Raw genomic sequence first — 18,025 nt, forward strand, 5'->3', positions numbered from 1 at the left:
GCGCCTGGCGCAGCGCCTTGATCTGGACAAATACCGGCGCTTCCTCGCCGAACGCGACGAGCTGGGACGCCGGATGGCCGCCCTGCGCAACCAGGCCTTGCACGCCAGCAACGACCATGACGCCTGGCTGGCGACGGCCGAGCCCGAATATATCGACAACCCCTACAGCCTGGCCGCCGCCCTGGCCTGTTACGACCGCGACGAAATCGTGTCCGCCCGTGGCCTGGAAATCTCCCTGGCGCTGCTGATTCACCCGATGGGCCAACCGACGCCGGGCGCCGAAGATCAGGATCGGCGTTTCAAACGCCTGGAGCAGTGGCTGGACCGGGACGACAGCCCGCTGTACACCGCCCTGGCGCCGTTCAACCCGTTCAAGGACAAGGCCGATTCGATCGGCAGCCTGTTCGGCGCCAGCGACAACGTGATCGAGGGGCTGGCCGGTCGCTTCCCGGCCATGGCCGACATCACCGAGCTCACCGCCCAGTCGGTCACTACCGTGGTGCTCAAACGCCTGCGCGGGCAAACCCGCTGGGACGCCAGCCATGGCCTGCGCCAGCAGGTGTTGTTGGCGGCGCGTGAAGCGAATGCCGAGAAAGCGCTGGGGCTATTGGCAGCGCGTTACGGGATCACCGGGCAGGCCATCAAGAACAATCCGTTCAGCCAGGAGGTGGAAAAGTACCTGAAGAGTGGCATGGCGCAGGTTGAGGAGATGAAGCAGTTGCGCATTTCGGGGAGCCGGACGGTCTCGATCGAACTGACCACCACTGCACGGGTGAAGCCCAACTTTCTCGGGATGCTTACCTCGGGCGGAGGCGGTGGTTTGAACGCGGGGATGCTGTGGTACAACATCCTATCGCTCCAGACAGCCTACAACAGCCTGCAAAAGAGCAATGCCCCGGAATACACCTTGGGTTTTGCTTCGTCGATTTTCGGGGTGATCGGTGCAGCAGCGGCGACGCTGGTTAGCGTGCGGGCGACGCAGAAGGCCGTCATGCTGAGGTTAAGTTCGACAGCGCCAGGGATGGCATTCGGTAACGGAATCATCAAATTCTTAAGCAGTAATTTGTTTGCTCGTTTAGCGGGATATCCTGCAATAGCATTCGGCCTGTTTTCTGATCTCTCCAAGGCTGGGCGTCAGAGGTCGAATGGCAATCGAGCGGCTGCCGACTACACGGTGACTGGTAGCTTAACCATGGCTGTTGGTTCTGCAGTCGTCCTTGAGGCTGGACTTGCCATTGCTGGCGCTACGTCAGTAGTGCCTTTTGCCGGATGGGCCGCAGCCGCCCTAGTCCTCGTGGGCGTAGCCATCATTGCAGGAGGCCTGTACCTGCACGCCAAGGCACACGAGCACCTTCACAGCCCAATTGAGCTCTGGGCCGCACGCAGCATCTTTGGCAATCGCATCAATGATGGAGAGGTGCGTCCTGACATTGCCTTGGACTATCAGAAAAAACTGCCTGTTTATGACTCACTACAAGCCGAGATCAAAGCCTGGCACAACGAGCATTACGGACCCAAACTACTATCCGCCGAGCAGGCTGTATCACTCGGCATAACTAAAGTCGACACCCGATGGCATCAGAACGATCACTGGTCTCCGCCAAACTGGACAGCCATTACACACAATGAAGTAGCCACACCTCAACCAACCGTTGAGTTCACCGTGCTGCTGCCTGGCTTCGTGCTGGGGGTAAGCGAATGGTCAGGAAGTTTAAGTACCCTCCGTGACGACCAAGGAATGGACGTATTCCCTATCGCCCCGACCAGCCACATCGTAAGTGCGGGCTTGGTCCTGCATTTCGAGAACACGTTGACCAATCAAAAGCATGTCTCACTGCATCTAGCTTACCGCGCCAATCAAGGGCTGGATGAAGACAATGAGTCCCTGTCAATTTTTCGCCTGGAGCGCTGATCATGGCAACCATTTGGATATTCAACTCAATGTCGGACTCAGGGCATAATCCCGCTATCGCCGGGCAATTATTAAACTTATCCGACAACACCTTATGCTTGAGAAATCCTTGGGTGACAGACTCAGTCTTCATGGGAAAACTGTACTGCGCAATGACTCTCGCACTGATGATCGGCTTTTATCCTTACTTACTATCGAGCGAAGCCTGGGACCCATACATTTTCAGCCCTATTTTTATAACCAGCGTAGCATTTGGACCTTTTATATTCCTTCCTTTTTTATTTTATCGTATATATTTTATAAAACGCTTATCAAGCTTCTGCCTCAACCGTTCAACTCAAAAAATCTACTACCGACGTTTGAGCAAAGTATTAGTCTTTGAGTGGAGCAACACCGGCGGTGGCCTTTTCAAACGCACCGAAAACGGCGGCTCATCCTTCAGCACCAGCTATGCCCTCGCCTTCGCCCCCCGCCGAGCAGACGGCAGCCTCCACCAAAAAGACTGCCTCTGGGTCGACAGCAACGAGCCCACCGAACCCGGCGTCAGACACGTCGCCGAAGTCTGGGAATACCTGCGCCACTTCATGGCCCACGGCCCCGACAAACTCCCCCCGCCCGGCGAACCCAACTGGTGGCACAAGCCACTGCATGCCATCTGCCTGACCCCGGCTGAAGCCTGGCGTCACTACGCCCCTTGGCGAACCGGCGAACCCGGTGAAATGCAGGGCAAGAAAAACTGGCAACTGCCTTTCTGGGCCGTACTGTTCCCTTACAACCTGACCGTCGCCATCTGTTGGTACTTCATCTGCAAGCTCTTCAATGTCCGCGCGGCACCGCCACCCGCCGAGGCTTTTGAAGGTGTGCCGGCTAACGCCCGCGAATGATCACCACCTCAAGGTATTCGCTGGGTACCACCAACGATGAAGGCCCTCCCACATTGCTCTCATCCAGCAACTGAGTAAGGTCTCGCTCCAAAGCACTGGCCTTCTCCGTATCCAGCGAAGCAAACGCCTTGTGCACCGGCCCGTACCAGGTACGAAACACCTCGATGAAATGCGCCGCCGAGCGGTAGCGGAAGTTGAACTGCTGGCGGCTGACATTCAGCTCACCCAGCACCCCTTCGAACATCGCGCGCAACTGTTCCTCGTCACCCCACCGCGAGGGCGGCAAGGCCCCGGCGGGTGGTGGTACATGCCGCCCGAGGGTTTTGAACATCTGCCCGACAAAACCTTGCGGGGTCCAGTTGGCCAAGCCTATACGGCCACCGGGTCGGCATACCCGCCCCAGTTCACGTGCGGCCTGGGCCTGATCAGGGGCAAACATCACACCGAACGTGGAGAGCACCGCATCGAAGGTGCCATCGGCAAACGGCAACGCTTCGGCATCGGCAGCCTGAAACAGCACATTCAGGTGTTCGGCCCGTGCCCGCTCTTCGCCACGCTTGAGCAGTTCGGGTACATAGTCGGTGGAAGTGACGCGGCAACCGCGCCGGGCAGCAGCCAATGTGGCGTTGCCGTTGCCGGCCGCAACATCCAGCACCTGCTCATCCCAGCGCAGGTCACAGGCTTCTGCCAGGCGCTCGCCAACCAGTTGCAGGGTGGTGCCGATCACCGCGTAGTCACCGCTGGCCCAGGCGGCTTGCTGACGGGCTTTGAGGGCATTGGTATCCAAAGGGGTGCTCATGGTCTGCGCCTTTTTGCTGTGCGCGGCCGAGGTCCTTCTGGCGGTTAACGCGCCATGGATTTGGGGAGCAGAACGCTACGCCCCTGTCAGGCGAAGCGCAAAGACGCATTGGGGATAGCGCAAAGATCAAAGTGCTATATGAGGGCTGCTGGCCCAATCGCCGGCAAGCCAGCTCCCACAAGCTCAGCAAAACGCTCAAGAACGATGCAGTACCTGTGGGAGCTGGCTTGCCGGCGATGAGGCCGGTACAGCCAGCACAAAATAACGAGTAAGACAGCAGCTATCAGGCGAACTTGGCCCGGGCTGCGTGCAGTTTCTTGTAGCTTTCGATCAAGCGCAGGTGGCGATCAAGGCCTTCGAGCTTCATGCTGGTCGGGGTCAAGCCATGGAAGCGTACGCTGCCGTCCACCGAGCCCAGCACCGCGTCCATGCGCGCGTTGCCGAACATGCGGCGGAAGTTGGGCTCGTAGTCGTCCATTTCCAGCTCATCATCCAGCACCACTTCCAGCACCACGTTCAGGGCCTGGTAGAACAGCCCGCGCTCGACAGTGTTGTCGTTGAACTGCAGGAACGCTTCGACCAGTTCCTTGGCCTCCTCGAAGCGCTGCACTGCCAGGCAGATCAGCAGCTTCAGTTCCAGAATGGTCAGCTGGCCCCACACCGTGTTTTCGTCGAACTCCACGCCAATCAGTGTGGTGATGGTGGTGTAGTCATCCACATCGCAGTTGTCCAAGCGCTTGAGCAGCAGCTTCAGGGGGCGGCTTTCAAGGTTGTGCAGGTTGAGGATGTCGGCACGGAACGACAAGGCGCGGTTGGTGTTGTCCCAGATCAGGTCCTCGACCGGGTAGATTTCCGAGTAGCCCGGCACCAGGATGCGGCAGGCGGTGGCGCCCAGGTTGTCGTACACCGCCATGTACACTTCCTTGCCCAGGTCTTCGAGGATGCCGAACAGGGTTGCGGCCTCTTGAATATTGGAATCCTCGCCGTGGCCCGAGAAGTCCCACTCGACGAACTCGAAGTCGGCCTTGGCACTGAAGAAGCGCCACGACACCACGCCGCTGGAGTCGATGAAGTGCTCGACGAAGTTGTTCGGCTCGGTCAGGGCGTGGCTTTCGAAGGTCGGCTGCGGCAGGTCGTTCAGGCCTTCGAAGCTGCGGCCCTGCAGCAGTTCGGTAAGGCTGCGCTCCAGTGCCACTTCCAGGCTTGGGTGGGCGCCGAACGAGGCGAATACGCCACCGGTGCGCGGGTTCATCAGGGTCACGCACATGACCGGGAATTCGCCACCGAGCGACGCATCCTTGACCAGCACCGGGAAGCCCTGCTCTTCCAGGCCCTGAATGCCGGCAACAATGGCCGGGTACTTGGCCAGTACGTCCTGCGGCACATCCGGCAGGCACAGCTCGCCTTCGAGGATTTCGCGCTTGACCGCACGCTCGAAGATTTCCGACAGGCACTGCACCTGCGCCTCAGCGAGGGTGTTGCCAGCGCTCATGCCATTGCTGAGGAACAGGTTTTCGATCAGGTTGGACGGGAAGTACACCACCTGCTCGTCCGATTGGCGTACAAACGGCAGCGAGCAGATGCCGCGCGCCGTGTTGCCCGAGTTGGTGTCGTACAAGTGCGAACCGCGCAGCTCACCGTCGGGGTTGTAGATTGCCAGGCAGTGCTCGTCGAGGATCTCGGCGGGCAGCGCATCGCGTGGGCCAGGCTTGAACCACTGCTCGTTCGGGTAATGCACGAACGGCGCGTTGGCCAGGTCCTCGCCCCAGAACTGGTCGTTATAGAAGAAGTTGCAGTTCAGGCGCTCGATGAACTCACCCAGCGCCGATGCCAGCGCGGCTTCCTTGGTGGCACCCTTGCCGTTGGTGAAGCACATCGGTGACTGCGCATCACGCACATGCAACGACCACACGTTGGGCACGATATTGCGCCACGAAGCGATCTCGATCTTCATCCCCAACCCGGCCAGGATGCCCGACATGTTGGCGATGGTCTGCTCCAGCGGCAGGTCCTTGCCAGGGATGTAGGTGGTGCTGTCCGACACCGGCATCAGCAGGCCCTGGGCATCGGCGTCGAGGTTGTCGACCACTTCGATCACGAACTCGGGGCCGGTCTGTACCACCTTCTTGACGGTGCAGCGGTCGATCGAGCGCAGGATGCCCTGGCGGTCCTTCTCGGAAATGTCTTCGGGCAGCTCGACCTGGATCTTGAAGATCTGGTTGTAGCGGTTTTCCGGGTCGACGATGTTGTTTTGCGACAGGCGAATGTTTTCGGTCGGGATGTCGCGGGTCTGGCAGTACAGCTTGACGAAGTAAGCCGCGCACAAGGCCGAAGACGCCAGGAAGTAATCGAACGGGCCTGGGGCCGAACCATCACCCTTGTAGCGGATCGGTTGGTCGGCGATCACCGTGAAGTCGTCGAACTTGGCTTCGAGACGGAGATTGTCGAGAAAATTGACCTTGATTTCCATGCGGGTTTACCGTGATTTAAGCGTGCAAAACGAAAGTGGCCGGCATTATCCGGGTTTTCAGCCTGGAAGTCCTGTTTACCTCGTCGCTTGCGCATTCCACCGAATTGCTTGCCTGATCCTCTGGACCTGCCCCCGCCACCAGACCAGCGGTCATGCCCCTGTGCTAGCGTTTCTTCTCTGGGGAACAACGTATTCCCCACCCAGAAAAAACACAGCGACAGCAACCGATGATTGGCAGGTGAACCATGGAACTACGCATCAACCAGAAGACCTATCAGGTCGAGGTGGACGCCGACACGCCCCTGCTGTGGGTAATCCGCGACGACCTGGGGCTGACCGGCACCAAGTATGGCTGCGGCCTGGCCCAGTGCGGCGCCTGTTCGGTGCTGGTGGACGGCAACGTGGTACGCGCCTGTGTCACCCCGGTGGCCGGCGTGGTCGGGCGCGAAGTGACGACCATCGAGGCGGTCGAAGCCGATGCCGTTGGCAAACGGGTGGTCGCGGCCTGGGTCGAGCACCAGGTGGCCCAGTGCGGCTACTGCCAGTCCGGCCAGGTGATGGCGGCCACGGCGCTGCTCAAGCACACCCCTAAGCCCAGTGACGCGCAGATCGACGCGGCCATGGTCAACCTGTGCCGCTGCGGCACCTACAACGCCATTCATGCTGCCGTGCATGCGCTGGCCCAAGGGGAGCAGGCCTGATGAACACGCCAGTCGATACACCGGCCGAACTGCTCAAGCTGCAAATGGGCGAAACCGTCAACCTGTCGCGTCGGCGCTTTCTTGCCGGCACGGCCGTCGGGGCCCTGGTGTTGGGTTTCGGCCTGCCAATGGGGTCGGCACGCGTACAGGCGGCGACTATAGCCGCCCCGCAACGCGGTACCCAAGTGCCTGCGTTTCTGGAAATTCGCCCGGATGGCACGGTGCGCCTGCTCAGCCCCTTCATGGAAGGCGGGCAAGGGCCCTTCACCGCCATGGCGCAGATCGTAGGTGAAGAGCTGGATGTCGACCCTGCCCATTTCGTGGTGGACAGCGCGCCACCGGGCGAAGCCTATGTCGTCATGGAAAACGGTATGCGCATCACTGGCGGCAGCATGTCGGTGCGCATGAGCTACCCGACCATGCGCCGCCTGGGTGCCCTCGCCCGGGCCATGCTGCTGCAGGCGGGCGCCCAGCAGCTGGGTGTACCGGTCGATGAGCTCTCCACCACGCCGGGCAGCGTGGTACATACCACGACAGGCCGTTCCATCCCCTATGGCGAGCTTGCCGGCCGCGCCATGGACCTGCCAGTACCCGACCCGGACAGCGTCAAATTGCGCGACCCCAGCCAGTTTCGCTGGATCGGCAAGCCGGTGCGTCGCCTGGACGCCTACGACAAGTCCACCGGCAAGGCGCAGTACTGCATCGACATCAAGGTCGACGGCATGCTCCACGCCGCCGTGCAGCACGCGCCACGCCTGGGCATGACCGTGGGCAGCCTGCGCAACGAAGAGCAGGTCAAGGCCATGAAGGGTGTGCATTCCGTGCATCAGTTGCCGGGCGCTGTCGCCGTGGTCGCCGAACGCTGGTGGCATGCCAAACGCGCGGTGGAGGCTATCCAGGTGGACTGGCAAGAGGCGACCGCCGACACCAAGGTGCTGGCGATGCCGGCAGACTTCTCCAGCGATGGCTGGCGCGAGCATCTGGCCACGGTCGAGGGCCCGGCACGTGATGAGGAGAACGAGGGCGATATCACGGGTGCCTTGAGCAACGCCAAGACGAAGGTCGAGGCCAGCTACCACAACCAGTACCTGAACCATGCCCAGCTGGAGCCGCCCTCAGCCCTCGCCCGCTTCAACGCGGACGGCACCCTGGACGTGTGGCTGCCCAACCAGGCACCGGACATGTTCCGTGACGACATTGCCAAGCGTACAGGCCTGGAGGCTGCGCAAATCAACCTGCACTCGCCACTGCTGGGCGGCTTCTTTGGCCGCCACTTCCTGTACGACTCGGCCAACCCCTACCCGCAGGCCATTGCCCTGGCCAAGGCGGTTGGCCGGCCGGTGAAGCTTATCTGGAGCCGCGAAGAGGAATTCCTGCGTGATGTGCTGCGCCCGGTCGCCGTGGTGAAGTTCCGCGCCGGCCTGGATGCCGACGGCATGCCGGTGGCCCTCGAAGCGGTAAGCGCCACCGAAGGCCCGACCGAGGCCCTGGCCGGCAAGCAAGGTGAAAAGATCGACCCGACCGCGCTTGAAGGGCTGTCGGGCAAGGCCTACGCCATCGCCAACAAGCGCATCGCGCAGATCTACGTAAAAGGCCCGGCCATGCTCGGCTACTGGCGTTCGGTGGGTAACTCGCTGAACGACTTCTTCTACGAGTCGTTCCTCGACGAACTGGCCGACAAAGGCGGCAAGGACCCGTTCGAACTGCGCCTGCACCTGCTGCGCGACAACCCGCGCCTGACCAACCTGCTGAACGCTGTCGCCGACCTGTCCGGTGGCTGGAAGCGCGGCCCGTTCACCGCCGAGGATGGGAGCAAACGGGCACGCGGCGTGGCCATGGCCTCGCCATTCGGTTCGGAGGCGGCAGTCATCGCCGAGGTGTCGATCGAGAACGGGCAGGTGAAGGTGCACGACATCTGGCAGGCCATCGACCCGGGCAGTATCGTCAACCCGGCAATCATCGAGCATCAGGTGAACGGCGCCGTCGCCCTGGGCCTGTCGCAGACGCTGGTGGAAGAGGCGGTATACGTGGATGGCAAACCACGAGCGCGCAACTACGACCTGTACCCGATCCTGCCGCCTTCACGCATGGCCCGGGTGCATGTGCGCATTGTCGAAAGCGGGGCGAAGATGGGCGGCATTGGCGAGCCTCCGTTGCCGGCCGTAGCCCCGGCGGTGGCCAACGCCGTCGCGCAACTGACTGGCCAGCGCGTGCGCAGCCTGCCAATGAGCCGCCATACCTTCAGCTGACCGCACAAGGACCGCCCCATGACCCATCGTTTCGCAAGAACCGCTGGCTGGCTGGCGCTGCCGTGCCTGGTCGCGGCAGGCCTGATGGCCTGGTATGTCACCCGTGAGCCTGCCTCGCCGTTCGTCAATGCACAGGCCAGTGCCGCCGACCCGGCGCTGGTCAGCCGTGGCGAGTACGTGGCCCGGCTCAGCGACTGCGTGGCTTGCCACAGCCTGCCGGACGGCAAACCGTTCGCCGGCGGGCTGGAAATGGCCACCCCGCTGGGGGCCATCCACGCCACCAACATTACCCCTGATCGCGACAACGGTATCGGCAGCTACAGCCTCGCCGACTTCGACCGCGCCGTGCGCCAGGGTGTCGCGCCCGGCGGCCGGCGGCTGTACCCGGCCATGCCCTACCCGTCCTACGCCAAGCTCAGTGACGACGATGTAAAGGCGCTGTACGCATTCTTCATGCACGGTGTGCAACCGGCCCGGCAGGCCAACCTGGCCAGCGACATCCCCTGGCCGCTGAACCTGCGCTGGCCCATTGCCCTGTGGAACGGCCTGTTCGCCGCCACCACGCCTTACGCCGACAAGGCCGGGCAGGATGCGCTGTGGAACCGGGGTGCCTATATCGTTCAGGGCCCCGGTCACTGTGGCAGTTGCCACACGCCCCGTGGCCTGGCCTTCAACGAAAAGGCGCTGGATGACAGCGGCAAACCATTCCTGGCGGGCGCCCTGCTCGATGGCTGGTACGCACCGAGCCTGCGTGCCGACCACAACACAGGGCTGGGGCGCTGGAGCGAAAACGAGATTGCGCAGTTTCTCAAAACCGGCCGCAACCGCCATGCCGTCGTGTTCGGCTCAATGACCGAGGCGTTCAACAACTCCACGCAGTTCATGAGCGACGATGACCTGGCGGCCATCGCCCACTACCTGAAATCGCTTCCCGGCGACACGCAGCGCGATGGGGCGCCGTGGCAGTACGTGCCCGAGTCGGCAGCAACACAGCTCGACAGCCCGGGCGCACATACCTACGTGACCCGCTGCGCCTCGTGCCACGGGCTGGACGGCAAGGGCCAGGACCAATGGATGCCGCCTTTGGCGGGGGCAACCTCGGCACTGGCAAAAGAAGACGCTTCGGCGATCAACATTACCTTGAACGGTTCGCAGCGGGTGGTGACGGCGGGGTTGCCTGATGCCTACCGCATGCCGGCGTTCCGGGAGCAACTGAATGACCAGGAGATTGCCGATGTGCTGAGCTTCGTGCGCACGGCCTGGGGTAACCTGGGCGGTACCGTGAATGCACAGGCGGTGGGCACGTTGCGTGGGCATAGCGACCCGGCCAGCAGCAGCCCGATCATTTTGCATATGCGCTGAACGGGAGCCCCCATGGAAAGCATCGACCTGCTGGTGCTGCGCACCACCCGAGACTGGCTCGCCGCCGGGCACCGCGTCCTGCTGGCCACGGTCGCCCGCACCTGGGGCTCCTCCCCGCGCCCGGTGGGCTCGATGATGGCCTTGCGCAGTGACGGCCGGGTGGTCGGCAGTGTCTCCGGTGGCTGTATCGAGGACGACCTCATTCACCGTTACACCACCGCCTACAGCGGCCCCGGCATGCCCAACGGCCTACCCCGAGTGGTGCGTTACGGCGTCAGCGCCGATGAAGCACACCGTTTCGGCCTGCCCTGTGGCGGCACACTGGAGCTTGTGCTGGAGTTCGCACCGCCGCTGCAGCACCTCGAACGGCTGCTGGCCTGCCTCGATAAGGGCAGCCTGGTCCGCCGCGGGCTCAACCTGCACAACGGTGATATCAGCCTGACCCCTACCAGCACGCCTGACCTGTTCAGCTTCGATGGCCACCACATGCTCAGCACCCTTGGCCCGGGCTACCGTTTACTGCTGATCGGTGGTGGCGCACTGGCCGAGTACCTGGCCACCATGGCCCTGTTCAATGGTTTCAACGTTTCGCTGTGCGACCCACGCCCTGAGTACACCGCAGGCTGGAGCGTGCCCGGCGTCAACCTGCTGGCCGGCATGCCCGACGACGTGGTCCGCGCCTTCGCTGCGGACCTGCGCAGCGCCATCGTCGCCGTCAGCCACGACCCCAAGCTGGATGATCTGGCCCTGCTCGAAGCCTTGCACAGCCCGGCGTTCTACATTGGCGCCATCGGCTCGCGGCGCAACAGCCAGCTGCGCCGTGAACGCCTGATTGAGCACTTCGGTGAAAGTGAGGCGTCGCTGCAACGCTTGCATGGCCCGATTGGCATCTACATCGGCAGCAAGACACCGGCCGAGATCGCCGTCAGCGTCATGGCCGAAATCCTCGCAGCGAAGAACGACGTCACCCTGCCTGGTGCGGTCAACGTGACCCGGGCCAAGCACGCACGGGAGGCCGCGCACCTTCCTCGCTGATCACTGCCACCGCTCCAGGTTCTGCTGCAACAACTGCTGCGGCAACGCCCCGGCCACGATCTTTTCCATTTCCCGCGCCAGCGCTTCACGCAAATGCGGCCGATTGCAGGGCGAATCATGCGAAAGCGCCAGGTACAGCCCTTCGCTGGAGATTGGCGGTTCCAGCACCTGCACAGTGCTGGCAATACCCAAGGTACGCGCCAGTGCCATGCCGGGGTACTGCTCGTACACGACATAGTCGCTGCGTTTGTGCATGAGTTTTTCGAATGCCTGCCTGGCGCTGGGTACCGCTTCGAGGATGAGGTTGGCCCTGGCAAAGTCGTCGAACTGCTGACCGTGGCTGTTGTTGACCAAGGTCCCACCCTTGCGACCTTTCAGGTCTGCCCATTGGTGGTAGGCAAAGGCATTGTCCTGGCGTACCCAGACCACGCTGGGCGTGTGCAGAAATGGCGGGGTGATGAAGTCCATCTGTTGCTGCCGGGCCTGGGTCATGAAGTACCCGGCCATCAAGTCGATCCGGCCGGTGCGCACCTCTTCCTGGGCGCGCGACCACGGCCCGCCGTAAACCACCTCGATCTCCAGCCCCAACTGCTTGCCCAGGTACTTGAGCAGGTCAGCGTTGGCACCGATCAGTTGCTGGGGGTTTTGCGGGTCGCGCCACAGGTACGGGGGGTATTCCGGGTTGCCGGTGGCGGTCAACCGCCGGCAAGGCTCTTCCGCTACCGCAGCCAACGGCAGCAGCAGGCACGACAACAGGAGCAAGGCGTGGCGAAAGCAACGCTCGATCATCTACAACCCTCGGCACAAGTTACATCCGGTGACCCGGCGTGGTGGCCAAAGGCTGCCACATCCTGTGATCAACTGCAGCATTCATCTGTGCGGGCTGTAGACAGTCTGGACCCTGTGCGAAAAGTAGATGGGCCTTTCATCGGCTAACGATGAAACGGGTCGTCGATTACCCTCTCCGGCACTCAGGCGCCCTGACGACGCATCGCCAGGATCGCCGCACCAAACCCGATGAAGGTGGTGCCCACCACCCGGCTCACCCAGCGCGACAGCGACGGCCGGGTCAGCACGCCTTTCGCCCGTGCAGCCAGCGCGGCATACAAGCTCAGCGAAACCAGCGACAACGCCACGAAAATACCGGTCAAGGCCAGGAATTGCGGCAACAATGCGGCCCCTTGGTCGATGAACTGCGGGAACAGCGCCGTGAAGAACATGGTCGCCTTGGGGTTGGTCACTGCGGTAAGGAACGCCGACTTGTAGAGTTTCAGCGGCGAGGGACGAACCTTGGCCGCCCCCTCGGTCGTAGCCTGCGCCAGCATCGGGCCTTTTTTCAGCAACTGCCGCACACCCAGGTAGAACAGGTAGCCCGCCCCCAGGATTTTCACGGCATTGAACAGCACTTCAGAACTGGCCAGCAGCGCGCCCAGGCCCAGCATGGCGGCTGCCGACAGGCAGAACAGGCCCGAGCCATTGCCCAACGACGACCAGATCGTGCTGCGCTGGCCATGGGCCAGGCTGTTGTTGATGGCCATGAGGGTGGCGGGGCCGGGGCTGGCGATCGCGATGGCGGCAACCAGGGTAAACGCTAACAGCGAGTGAACATCCATTTTCAGGCTCTTCAGGCAAATCAGGAAAGGCCCTGTACAGGGCGCGAGGGTTCAGTCGGCATTCTGCCGCTTGGCTGCCTTCTTGACGATAGCCTTCATCCGCGTTGCCGCGCGTTGCACGGTGGCCATCTTTTCCGGCCGTTTCATGCCCCGCCACTTGCGGATTTCGTCACGGGTGCGGCCACAGCTCACGCACAGCTCGCTGTTGAGCTGGCATAACGAAACGCAGGGGTTGTCGATGTCTTTGGCCATGCCACCACTCAGCCAGGCAGTTCTGCCCGTGCACGCTCGGCAGCGCTGTGGAACACCTGGCGCACTTCCTCGGCCTTGACCTTGCTCACCGACCTGGCAGCCAGCAGCTCATCAACCACCCGGATGCACTGGCCCAGGGCGGTGTCCAGTTGCTCGGCGTCAGACGCGTCAGCGATATCACCCAGATAGGGAGCGATGAGGTACACGTAACGGTCCTGCAGCTTGAGCGCTGCCAGCGCGTCGAGGGCTTTCTGGAACCGATCGGCAGCGGCAGGGCTCATGCTCAATTTATCGAAATGAATCAGGCTCACACGATCAGTGGCCATTTTGACGAATCTCCGTTTCCTGGTACGGCCAGGCCCGCAAGCAGCAGCGCTTCTACGGTGCTCGGATGAGCGGGCCCGGGTAATGCCCATCAGGGTACCAGAACCCGAGGCAGAAAGGGCTATTGCCCCCAGAACTAAAAGTATTTGCCAAGTCGCGCAAGGGACGCCCCAGGGCGTTATCGGGACAGGAGCCGCCTTTTCCCGCGCAGGATAATCGCGCCAGCATTCCACCCCGCCGAGGCCGTCATCGAACTCGGTAGCCCACACAACAACAAGCCTGCGCGCGCAGGTAAGCCACAAAGGGGCCTCATCATTCATGGCAAAGGAACACATCACCGAAACGCTCGACCTTGGCGTGACGGACCCCTCGAAAACCGCAGAAGCCCGCCAGGACCGGCATTTCGAGGGCAAACTCGACGGCGTCGTGTTTGGTTTCACCAGCCTCCTGGCAATCGCGTTCGTGCTCTGGGGCTTCCTCAACCAAGCCAGCCTCGCCAGCAGCGCTTCCAGCGCGCAGTCCTGGGTCATTCTCAATTTTGGCTGGTTCTTCGTGCTCACATCCACCTTGTTCGTGGTGTTCGTGCTGTGGCTGGCCGCCAGCCGTTATGGCCGGGTGCCACTGGGGCGTGATGGCGAACAGCCAGAATTCCGTACGGTGTCCTGGGTGGCCATGATGTTCAGCGCCGGCATGGGCATCGGCCTGATGTTCTTCGGCGTGGCCGAGCCGCTGTCGCACTATGTGTCGCCGCCGCCGGGCTCGGCCACCGGGCAGACAAGTGAAGCGATGCAGGTGGCCATGGCCACCACCTTGTTCCACTGGACCCTGCACCCTTGGGCCATGTACGCCATCGTCGGCCTGGTGATTGCCTATGGCACCTTCCGCCGTGGCCGTTCACAGCTGATTTCCGCTGCCTTCCGCCCGTTGATCGGCAAGCACGCCAACGGCCCGCTGGGGCGCATGATCGACATGATGGCAATTTTCGCCACGCTGTTCGGCTCGGCGGCCTCATTGGGCCTTGGGGCCCTGCAGATTGCCGGCGGCCTGGAGTACAACGGCTGGATCGAGAGCCCCGGCAAGCTGTTCTACATCTCGATCATCACCCTGCTGACCATTGCCTTCGTCACCTCGGCGGTGTCGGGCATCGGCAAGGGCATCCAGTGGTTGTCCAACACCAACATGGTGCTGGCACTGGTGCTGGCAGTGTTCGTGTTCATGGTCGGCCCGACCTTGCTGATGCTCAACCTGCTGCCGACCTCGCTTGGCATCTACATCAAGATGCTGCCGGAAATGATGGCCCGTACCAACGCCAGCGGCGGTGAGCAGATGAACAGCTGGCTGGCCGGCTGGACCGTGTTCTACTGGGCCTGGTGGATTTCCTGGACACCGTTCGTGGGCATGTTCATCGCCCGCATCAGCCGCGGCCGCACTATTCGCCAGTTCGTTACCGGTGTACTGCTGGTGCCCAGCCTGGTCAGCCTGGTGTGGTTCACGATTTTTGGCGGTGCGGCCATCGATGCTGTGCGCGAAGGCGCGTTCCAGCTGGCCAATGGCGCAGTCAACAGCAACCACGCGCTGTACCAGTTGCTGGACAGCTATCCACTGGCCTCAGCGACCTCGGTGCTGGTGATGATCCTGGTGGGCATCTTCTTCGTTTCGGGTGCCGACGCCGCCTCGCTGGTGATGGGCACACTCTCGGAACATGGCACCACCGCACCCTCGCGGCGCACGGTGATTTTCTGGGGCGCGCTGACCGGTACCGTGGCGGCGATCATGCTGGCGATTGGCGACCCGCGGGACCCGGGCGAGGCGCTGACGGGGTTGCAGAACCTGACCATCGTCGTGGCCTTGCCCTTTGTGGTGGTGATGGTGCTGCTGTGCCTGGCCCTGTACCGCGACCTGCGTAAAGACCCGATGATGCTGCGCCACCTGCGCGGTAACGAGCTGATCGAGAAGGCCGTGCTGTATGGCGCGGTGAAGCATGGCGAGGAGTTCTACATCGTGGTGCAGGAGAAGAAGGCTTCGGTGAAAGTGGCGACACCAAGCGAAATGTCCGAAAGCTGAGGAGGCAGCGCGTTTTTTAGGCTTGCTCGGTCCTTGTGGGAGCGGCCTTGTGTCGCGAAAGGGCCGCAGAGCGGCCCCAGCAATCTATGCGACTGGGCTGAAATCCGGGGCTGCTTCGCAGCCCTTTCGCGACACAAGGCCGCTCCCACAAGGAGACCGCGCGGCACCGGTTATTCAAACTCCAGGCTGTAGCCCACCCCATACACCGAGCGGATCGGGTCATGCCCCGGGGTCACCGCAGTCAGCTTGCGCCGCAGGTTCTTCACATGGCTGTCCACCGTGCGGTCGGCCACCACCCGGTGGTCCTGGTAGATGTGGTTCATCAACTGGTCCCGCGACAGCACCTGCCCCGGGCGTACCGCCAACGCTGCCAGCATGCGGAACTCCACGGGTGTGAGCTCCAGCGCCACGCCCCGGTAGCGCGCCTGGAATGCACGGGCATCCAGTTCCAGGCCCAGGTTGCCTGGCTGCTCGCCACTGCGGCGCAGCACCGCCTTCACCCGTGCCACCAGCTCACGGGGCGAGAAAGGCTTGCAGATGTAGTCATCCGCACCCAGCTCCAGGCCCAGCAGGCGATCGATCTCGTCTACGCGAGCGGTCATCATGATCAGCGGCAAGTGGCTGAAGCCGCGCAGCTCCCGGCAGATGTCCAGGCCGTCACGGCCCGGCAGCATCAGGTCCAGCAGCACCAGGTCGTACTGGCCCTGGCGAATGGCCGGGATCACCGCAAGGCCGTCGGCCAGATGATCGACGCCATAACCACCCGCCCGCAAGTAATCGCCCACCAGGGCGGCGAGCTTGGGTTCGTCTTCTACCAGCAGGATCCGGCTCATGCTTGCTCTCCAGCAACCGGCAGGGCCAATACCAGCAGCAGCCCGCCCATGGCAGAGGCCTTGGCTGTCAGCCGACCACCGTGTACTTCAGCAATACCGCGGCAGATCGCCAGGCCCAGCCCGGTGCCGCCACTGGCCCGGTTGCGCGAGCGCTCGGCACGGTAGAAACGTTCGAAAAGGCGCGCCAGCGACGCGCTGTCGACGCCGGGGGCGGTGTCTTCGCATTGCACCAGCACCTCGTCACCCTCCTGAAACGCACGCAACACAGTATGGCCACCTGCATCGGTATAGCGGCGGCTGTTCTCCAGCAGGTTGTGCAGCAACTGGCCCAGGCGCGACTCATCGCCCAACACCCACAACGGCTGCCCGGGCAATTCCAGGCGTAGCTGCAAGCCACGTTCGGCAAAACCGGCCTGGAAAGCTTCGGCCACCACCGGCAGCAACACGCACAGGTCGATGCGTTCGCGGCGGTACGTAGGGCCGCCGACTTCCGCCAACGACAGGTCGAACAGGTCGTCGACCAGCTTGCTCAATGCGCCCACCTCCCCCTGCAATGAACGCAAAGCATTGCCGTCGAGCGGGCGAATACCGTCTTCCATGGCTTCCAGCTCGGCCCTCATCACAGCCAGCGGCGTGCGCAGCTCGTGGGAGATGTCCGCCATGAAGTCGCGACGCAGGCGTTCGTTGCTGGCCAACGTGGCAGCCATGCGATTGAAGTCACCGGCCAGTTGCCCGGCTTCGTCTGCCGAACGCACCGGCAGCTGGATGGCGTAGTCGCCTGCTGCCAGGCGATGGGTGGCGCTGGCCACTTCGCGGATGGGCCGCAACAGGGCGCGGCTCAGCCACCAGGCAATGACCGCCGTGGCCAGCAGGCAGGCCAGCCCTATCAGCAGGCTGGAACGTAGCTGGTTGAGCTGGAAACGCTGGTCGCCAATGCTGGTCACCGACTGCAAGGGTGCCAGGGCCATCCAGCCCACCACCTGCCCCTGGTGACGGATGGGGCGCAAGAGCATGTCGGCCAGAGCGCCCTGGTAGCCGATGATCGGCTGGCGCTGCGCATCAAGCAGGGCAAAACGCACAAACGCGCCGGTCAGGTCGGAAACCGTCAGCAGGCTTGCGTCGAAACGTGCATTGGGCAGCACGTCTTCCGGGCGCAACAACTCGAACCACTGGTCCTTGTCACGACGGATGAAATCCCAGCTGCCATTGCGCGCATAGGCCTGCTCGACCCTCGGCACAATGCGGTCCATACGTTCTTCGGCCTGCTGGTTGAGGTAACCGAGAAAGCCGTATTTCAAGCTCAGGTAGGCGGCAAACACCATGCCCAGCACGGCGAACGCACACACCGCGAGCATGGCGAAGAAGAACTTGCGCGAAAGGCTGACTTTCATGGCACCGCCGGCACGTTGGAATTGCCCGTATTGAACCGTGCAGACCCATGTGCCGCAAGGCTCGGCGGGCAATCTCCATGCTTTCTGCACATTGCCTGCACAATTGCCGCGCACGCTGGCGCCATCGAAATCCCTT

General features: G+C 62.6%; 15 protein-coding genes. 7 read left to right on the forward strand and 8 right to left on the reverse strand.

All coding sequences use genetic code 11. The features are described 5' to 3' along the window. Together A0O30_RS27270 and A0O30_RS27275 are read left to right on the forward strand one after the other, a co-directional pair. The coding region (locus A0O30_RS27270; protein ID WP_305891562.1) for a T6SS effector BTH_I2691 family protein at positions 1-1,912 on the forward strand (1,912 nt) is incomplete at its 5' end. A 2-nt stretch (positions 1,913-1,914) separates the two neighbouring features. Then, on the forward strand, positions 1,915-2,796 hold the full coding sequence (locus A0O30_RS27275) for a hypothetical protein (protein ID WP_105948798.1): 882 nt from the start codon (positions 1,915-1,917) through the stop codon (positions 2,794-2,796). On the opposite strand, the gene A0O30_RS27280 is transcribed toward A0O30_RS27275, so the two are convergent. Together A0O30_RS27280 and A0O30_RS27290 are read right to left on the reverse strand one after the other, a co-directional pair. After that, positions 2,780-3,595, reverse strand: a complete 816-nt coding sequence (locus A0O30_RS27280) for a class I SAM-dependent methyltransferase (RefSeq protein ID WP_105948799.1) — start codon at positions 3,593-3,595, stop codon at positions 2,780-2,782. The genes A0O30_RS27275 and A0O30_RS27280 overlap by 17 nt on opposite strands. Positions 3,596-3,878: 283 nt before the next feature. Next, positions 3,879-6,065, reverse strand: a complete 2,187-nt coding sequence (locus tag A0O30_RS27290) for an OsmC domain/YcaO domain-containing protein (RefSeq protein ID WP_105948801.1) — start codon at positions 6,063-6,065, stop codon at positions 3,879-3,881. A 245-nt stretch (positions 6,066-6,310) separates the two neighbouring features. Between A0O30_RS27290 and A0O30_RS27295 the strand changes: the two genes are divergently transcribed. From A0O30_RS27295 to A0O30_RS27310, 4 genes are read left to right on the forward strand one after another with little or no spacing between them, the layout of a single operon-like run. After that, positions 6,311-6,766 (forward strand): (2Fe-2S)-binding protein, encoded by a 456-nt coding sequence (locus A0O30_RS27295; protein WP_060497053.1) that lies wholly within the window; start codon positions 6,311-6,313, stop codon positions 6,764-6,766. Further along, the gene (locus A0O30_RS27300) at positions 6,766-9,015 is read left to right on the forward strand and encodes a molybdopterin cofactor-binding domain-containing protein (protein WP_105948802.1); all 2,250 of its coding nucleotides are present in this window, start codon (positions 6,766-6,768) and stop codon (positions 9,013-9,015) included. Before A0O30_RS27295 ends, A0O30_RS27300 begins: the two co-directional genes overlap by 1 nt. An 18-nt stretch (positions 9,016-9,033) precedes the next feature. Next, positions 9,034-10,377 carry a cytochrome c gene (locus tag A0O30_RS27305; RefSeq protein ID WP_105948803.1) on the forward strand — a complete coding sequence of 448 codons (1,344 nt, stop codon included), beginning with the start codon at positions 9,034-9,036 and terminating at the stop codon, positions 10,375-10,377. A gap of 12 nt (positions 10,378-10,389) precedes the next feature. Then, the gene (locus A0O30_RS27310; protein WP_105948804.1) at positions 10,390-11,412 is read left to right on the forward strand and encodes an XdhC family protein; all 1,023 of its coding nucleotides are present in this window, start codon (positions 10,390-10,392) and stop codon (positions 11,410-11,412) included. Here A0O30_RS27310 and A0O30_RS27315 read toward each other — a convergent pair whose 3' ends face one another. The 4 genes from A0O30_RS27315 to A0O30_RS27330 all read right to left on the reverse strand — a co-directional run bounded on the left by A0O30_RS27315 (position 11,413) and on the right by A0O30_RS27330 (position 13,603). After that, entirely contained in the window at positions 11,413-12,201 is a 789-nt protein-coding gene (locus A0O30_RS27315; protein WP_105948805.1) for an ABC transporter substrate-binding protein, read from the reverse strand. Positions 12,202-12,383: 182 nt separating this feature from the next. Further along, complete coding sequence (locus A0O30_RS27320) at positions 12,384-13,025, reverse strand: LysE family translocator (protein ID WP_105948806.1); 642 nt, start codon at positions 13,023-13,025, stop codon at positions 12,384-12,386. Between the two features lie 51 nt (positions 13,026-13,076). Next, positions 13,077-13,277 carry a DUF1289 domain-containing protein gene (locus A0O30_RS27325; protein ID WP_016715730.1) on the reverse strand — a complete coding sequence of 67 codons (201 nt, stop codon included), beginning with the start codon at positions 13,275-13,277 and terminating at the stop codon, positions 13,077-13,079. Positions 13,278-13,285: 8 nt separating this feature from the next. After that, the gene (locus A0O30_RS27330; RefSeq protein WP_105948807.1) at positions 13,286-13,603 is read right to left on the reverse strand and encodes a hypothetical protein; all 318 of its coding nucleotides are present in this window, start codon (positions 13,601-13,603) and stop codon (positions 13,286-13,288) included. A gap of 316 nt (positions 13,604-13,919) precedes the next feature. Between A0O30_RS27330 and A0O30_RS27335 the strand changes: the two genes are divergently transcribed. Further along, positions 13,920-15,665 (forward strand): BCCT family transporter, encoded by a 1,746-nt coding sequence (locus tag A0O30_RS27335; RefSeq protein WP_105948808.1) that lies wholly within the window; start codon positions 13,920-13,922, stop codon positions 15,663-15,665. A gap of 170 nt (positions 15,666-15,835) precedes the next feature. Here the strand turns inward: A0O30_RS27335 and A0O30_RS27340 are convergent, their stop codons facing one another. Then, a complete protein-coding gene (locus tag A0O30_RS27340) occupies positions 15,836-16,498 on the reverse strand; it encodes a response regulator (RefSeq protein WP_105948809.1) in 663 nt (220 codons plus the stop codon). After that, complete coding sequence (locus tag A0O30_RS27345) at positions 16,495-17,889, reverse strand: ATP-binding protein (protein ID WP_105948810.1); 1,395 nt, start codon at positions 17,887-17,889, stop codon at positions 16,495-16,497. Before A0O30_RS27345 ends, A0O30_RS27340 begins: the two co-directional genes overlap by 4 nt. Between the last annotated feature and the right edge of the window lie 136 nt (positions 17,890-18,025).

The organism is Pseudomonas sp. LLC-1 (assembly GCF_002992185.1).
GTDB classification, from domain to species: Bacteria; Pseudomonadota; Gammaproteobacteria; order Pseudomonadales; family Pseudomonadaceae; genus Aquipseudomonas; species Aquipseudomonas monteilii.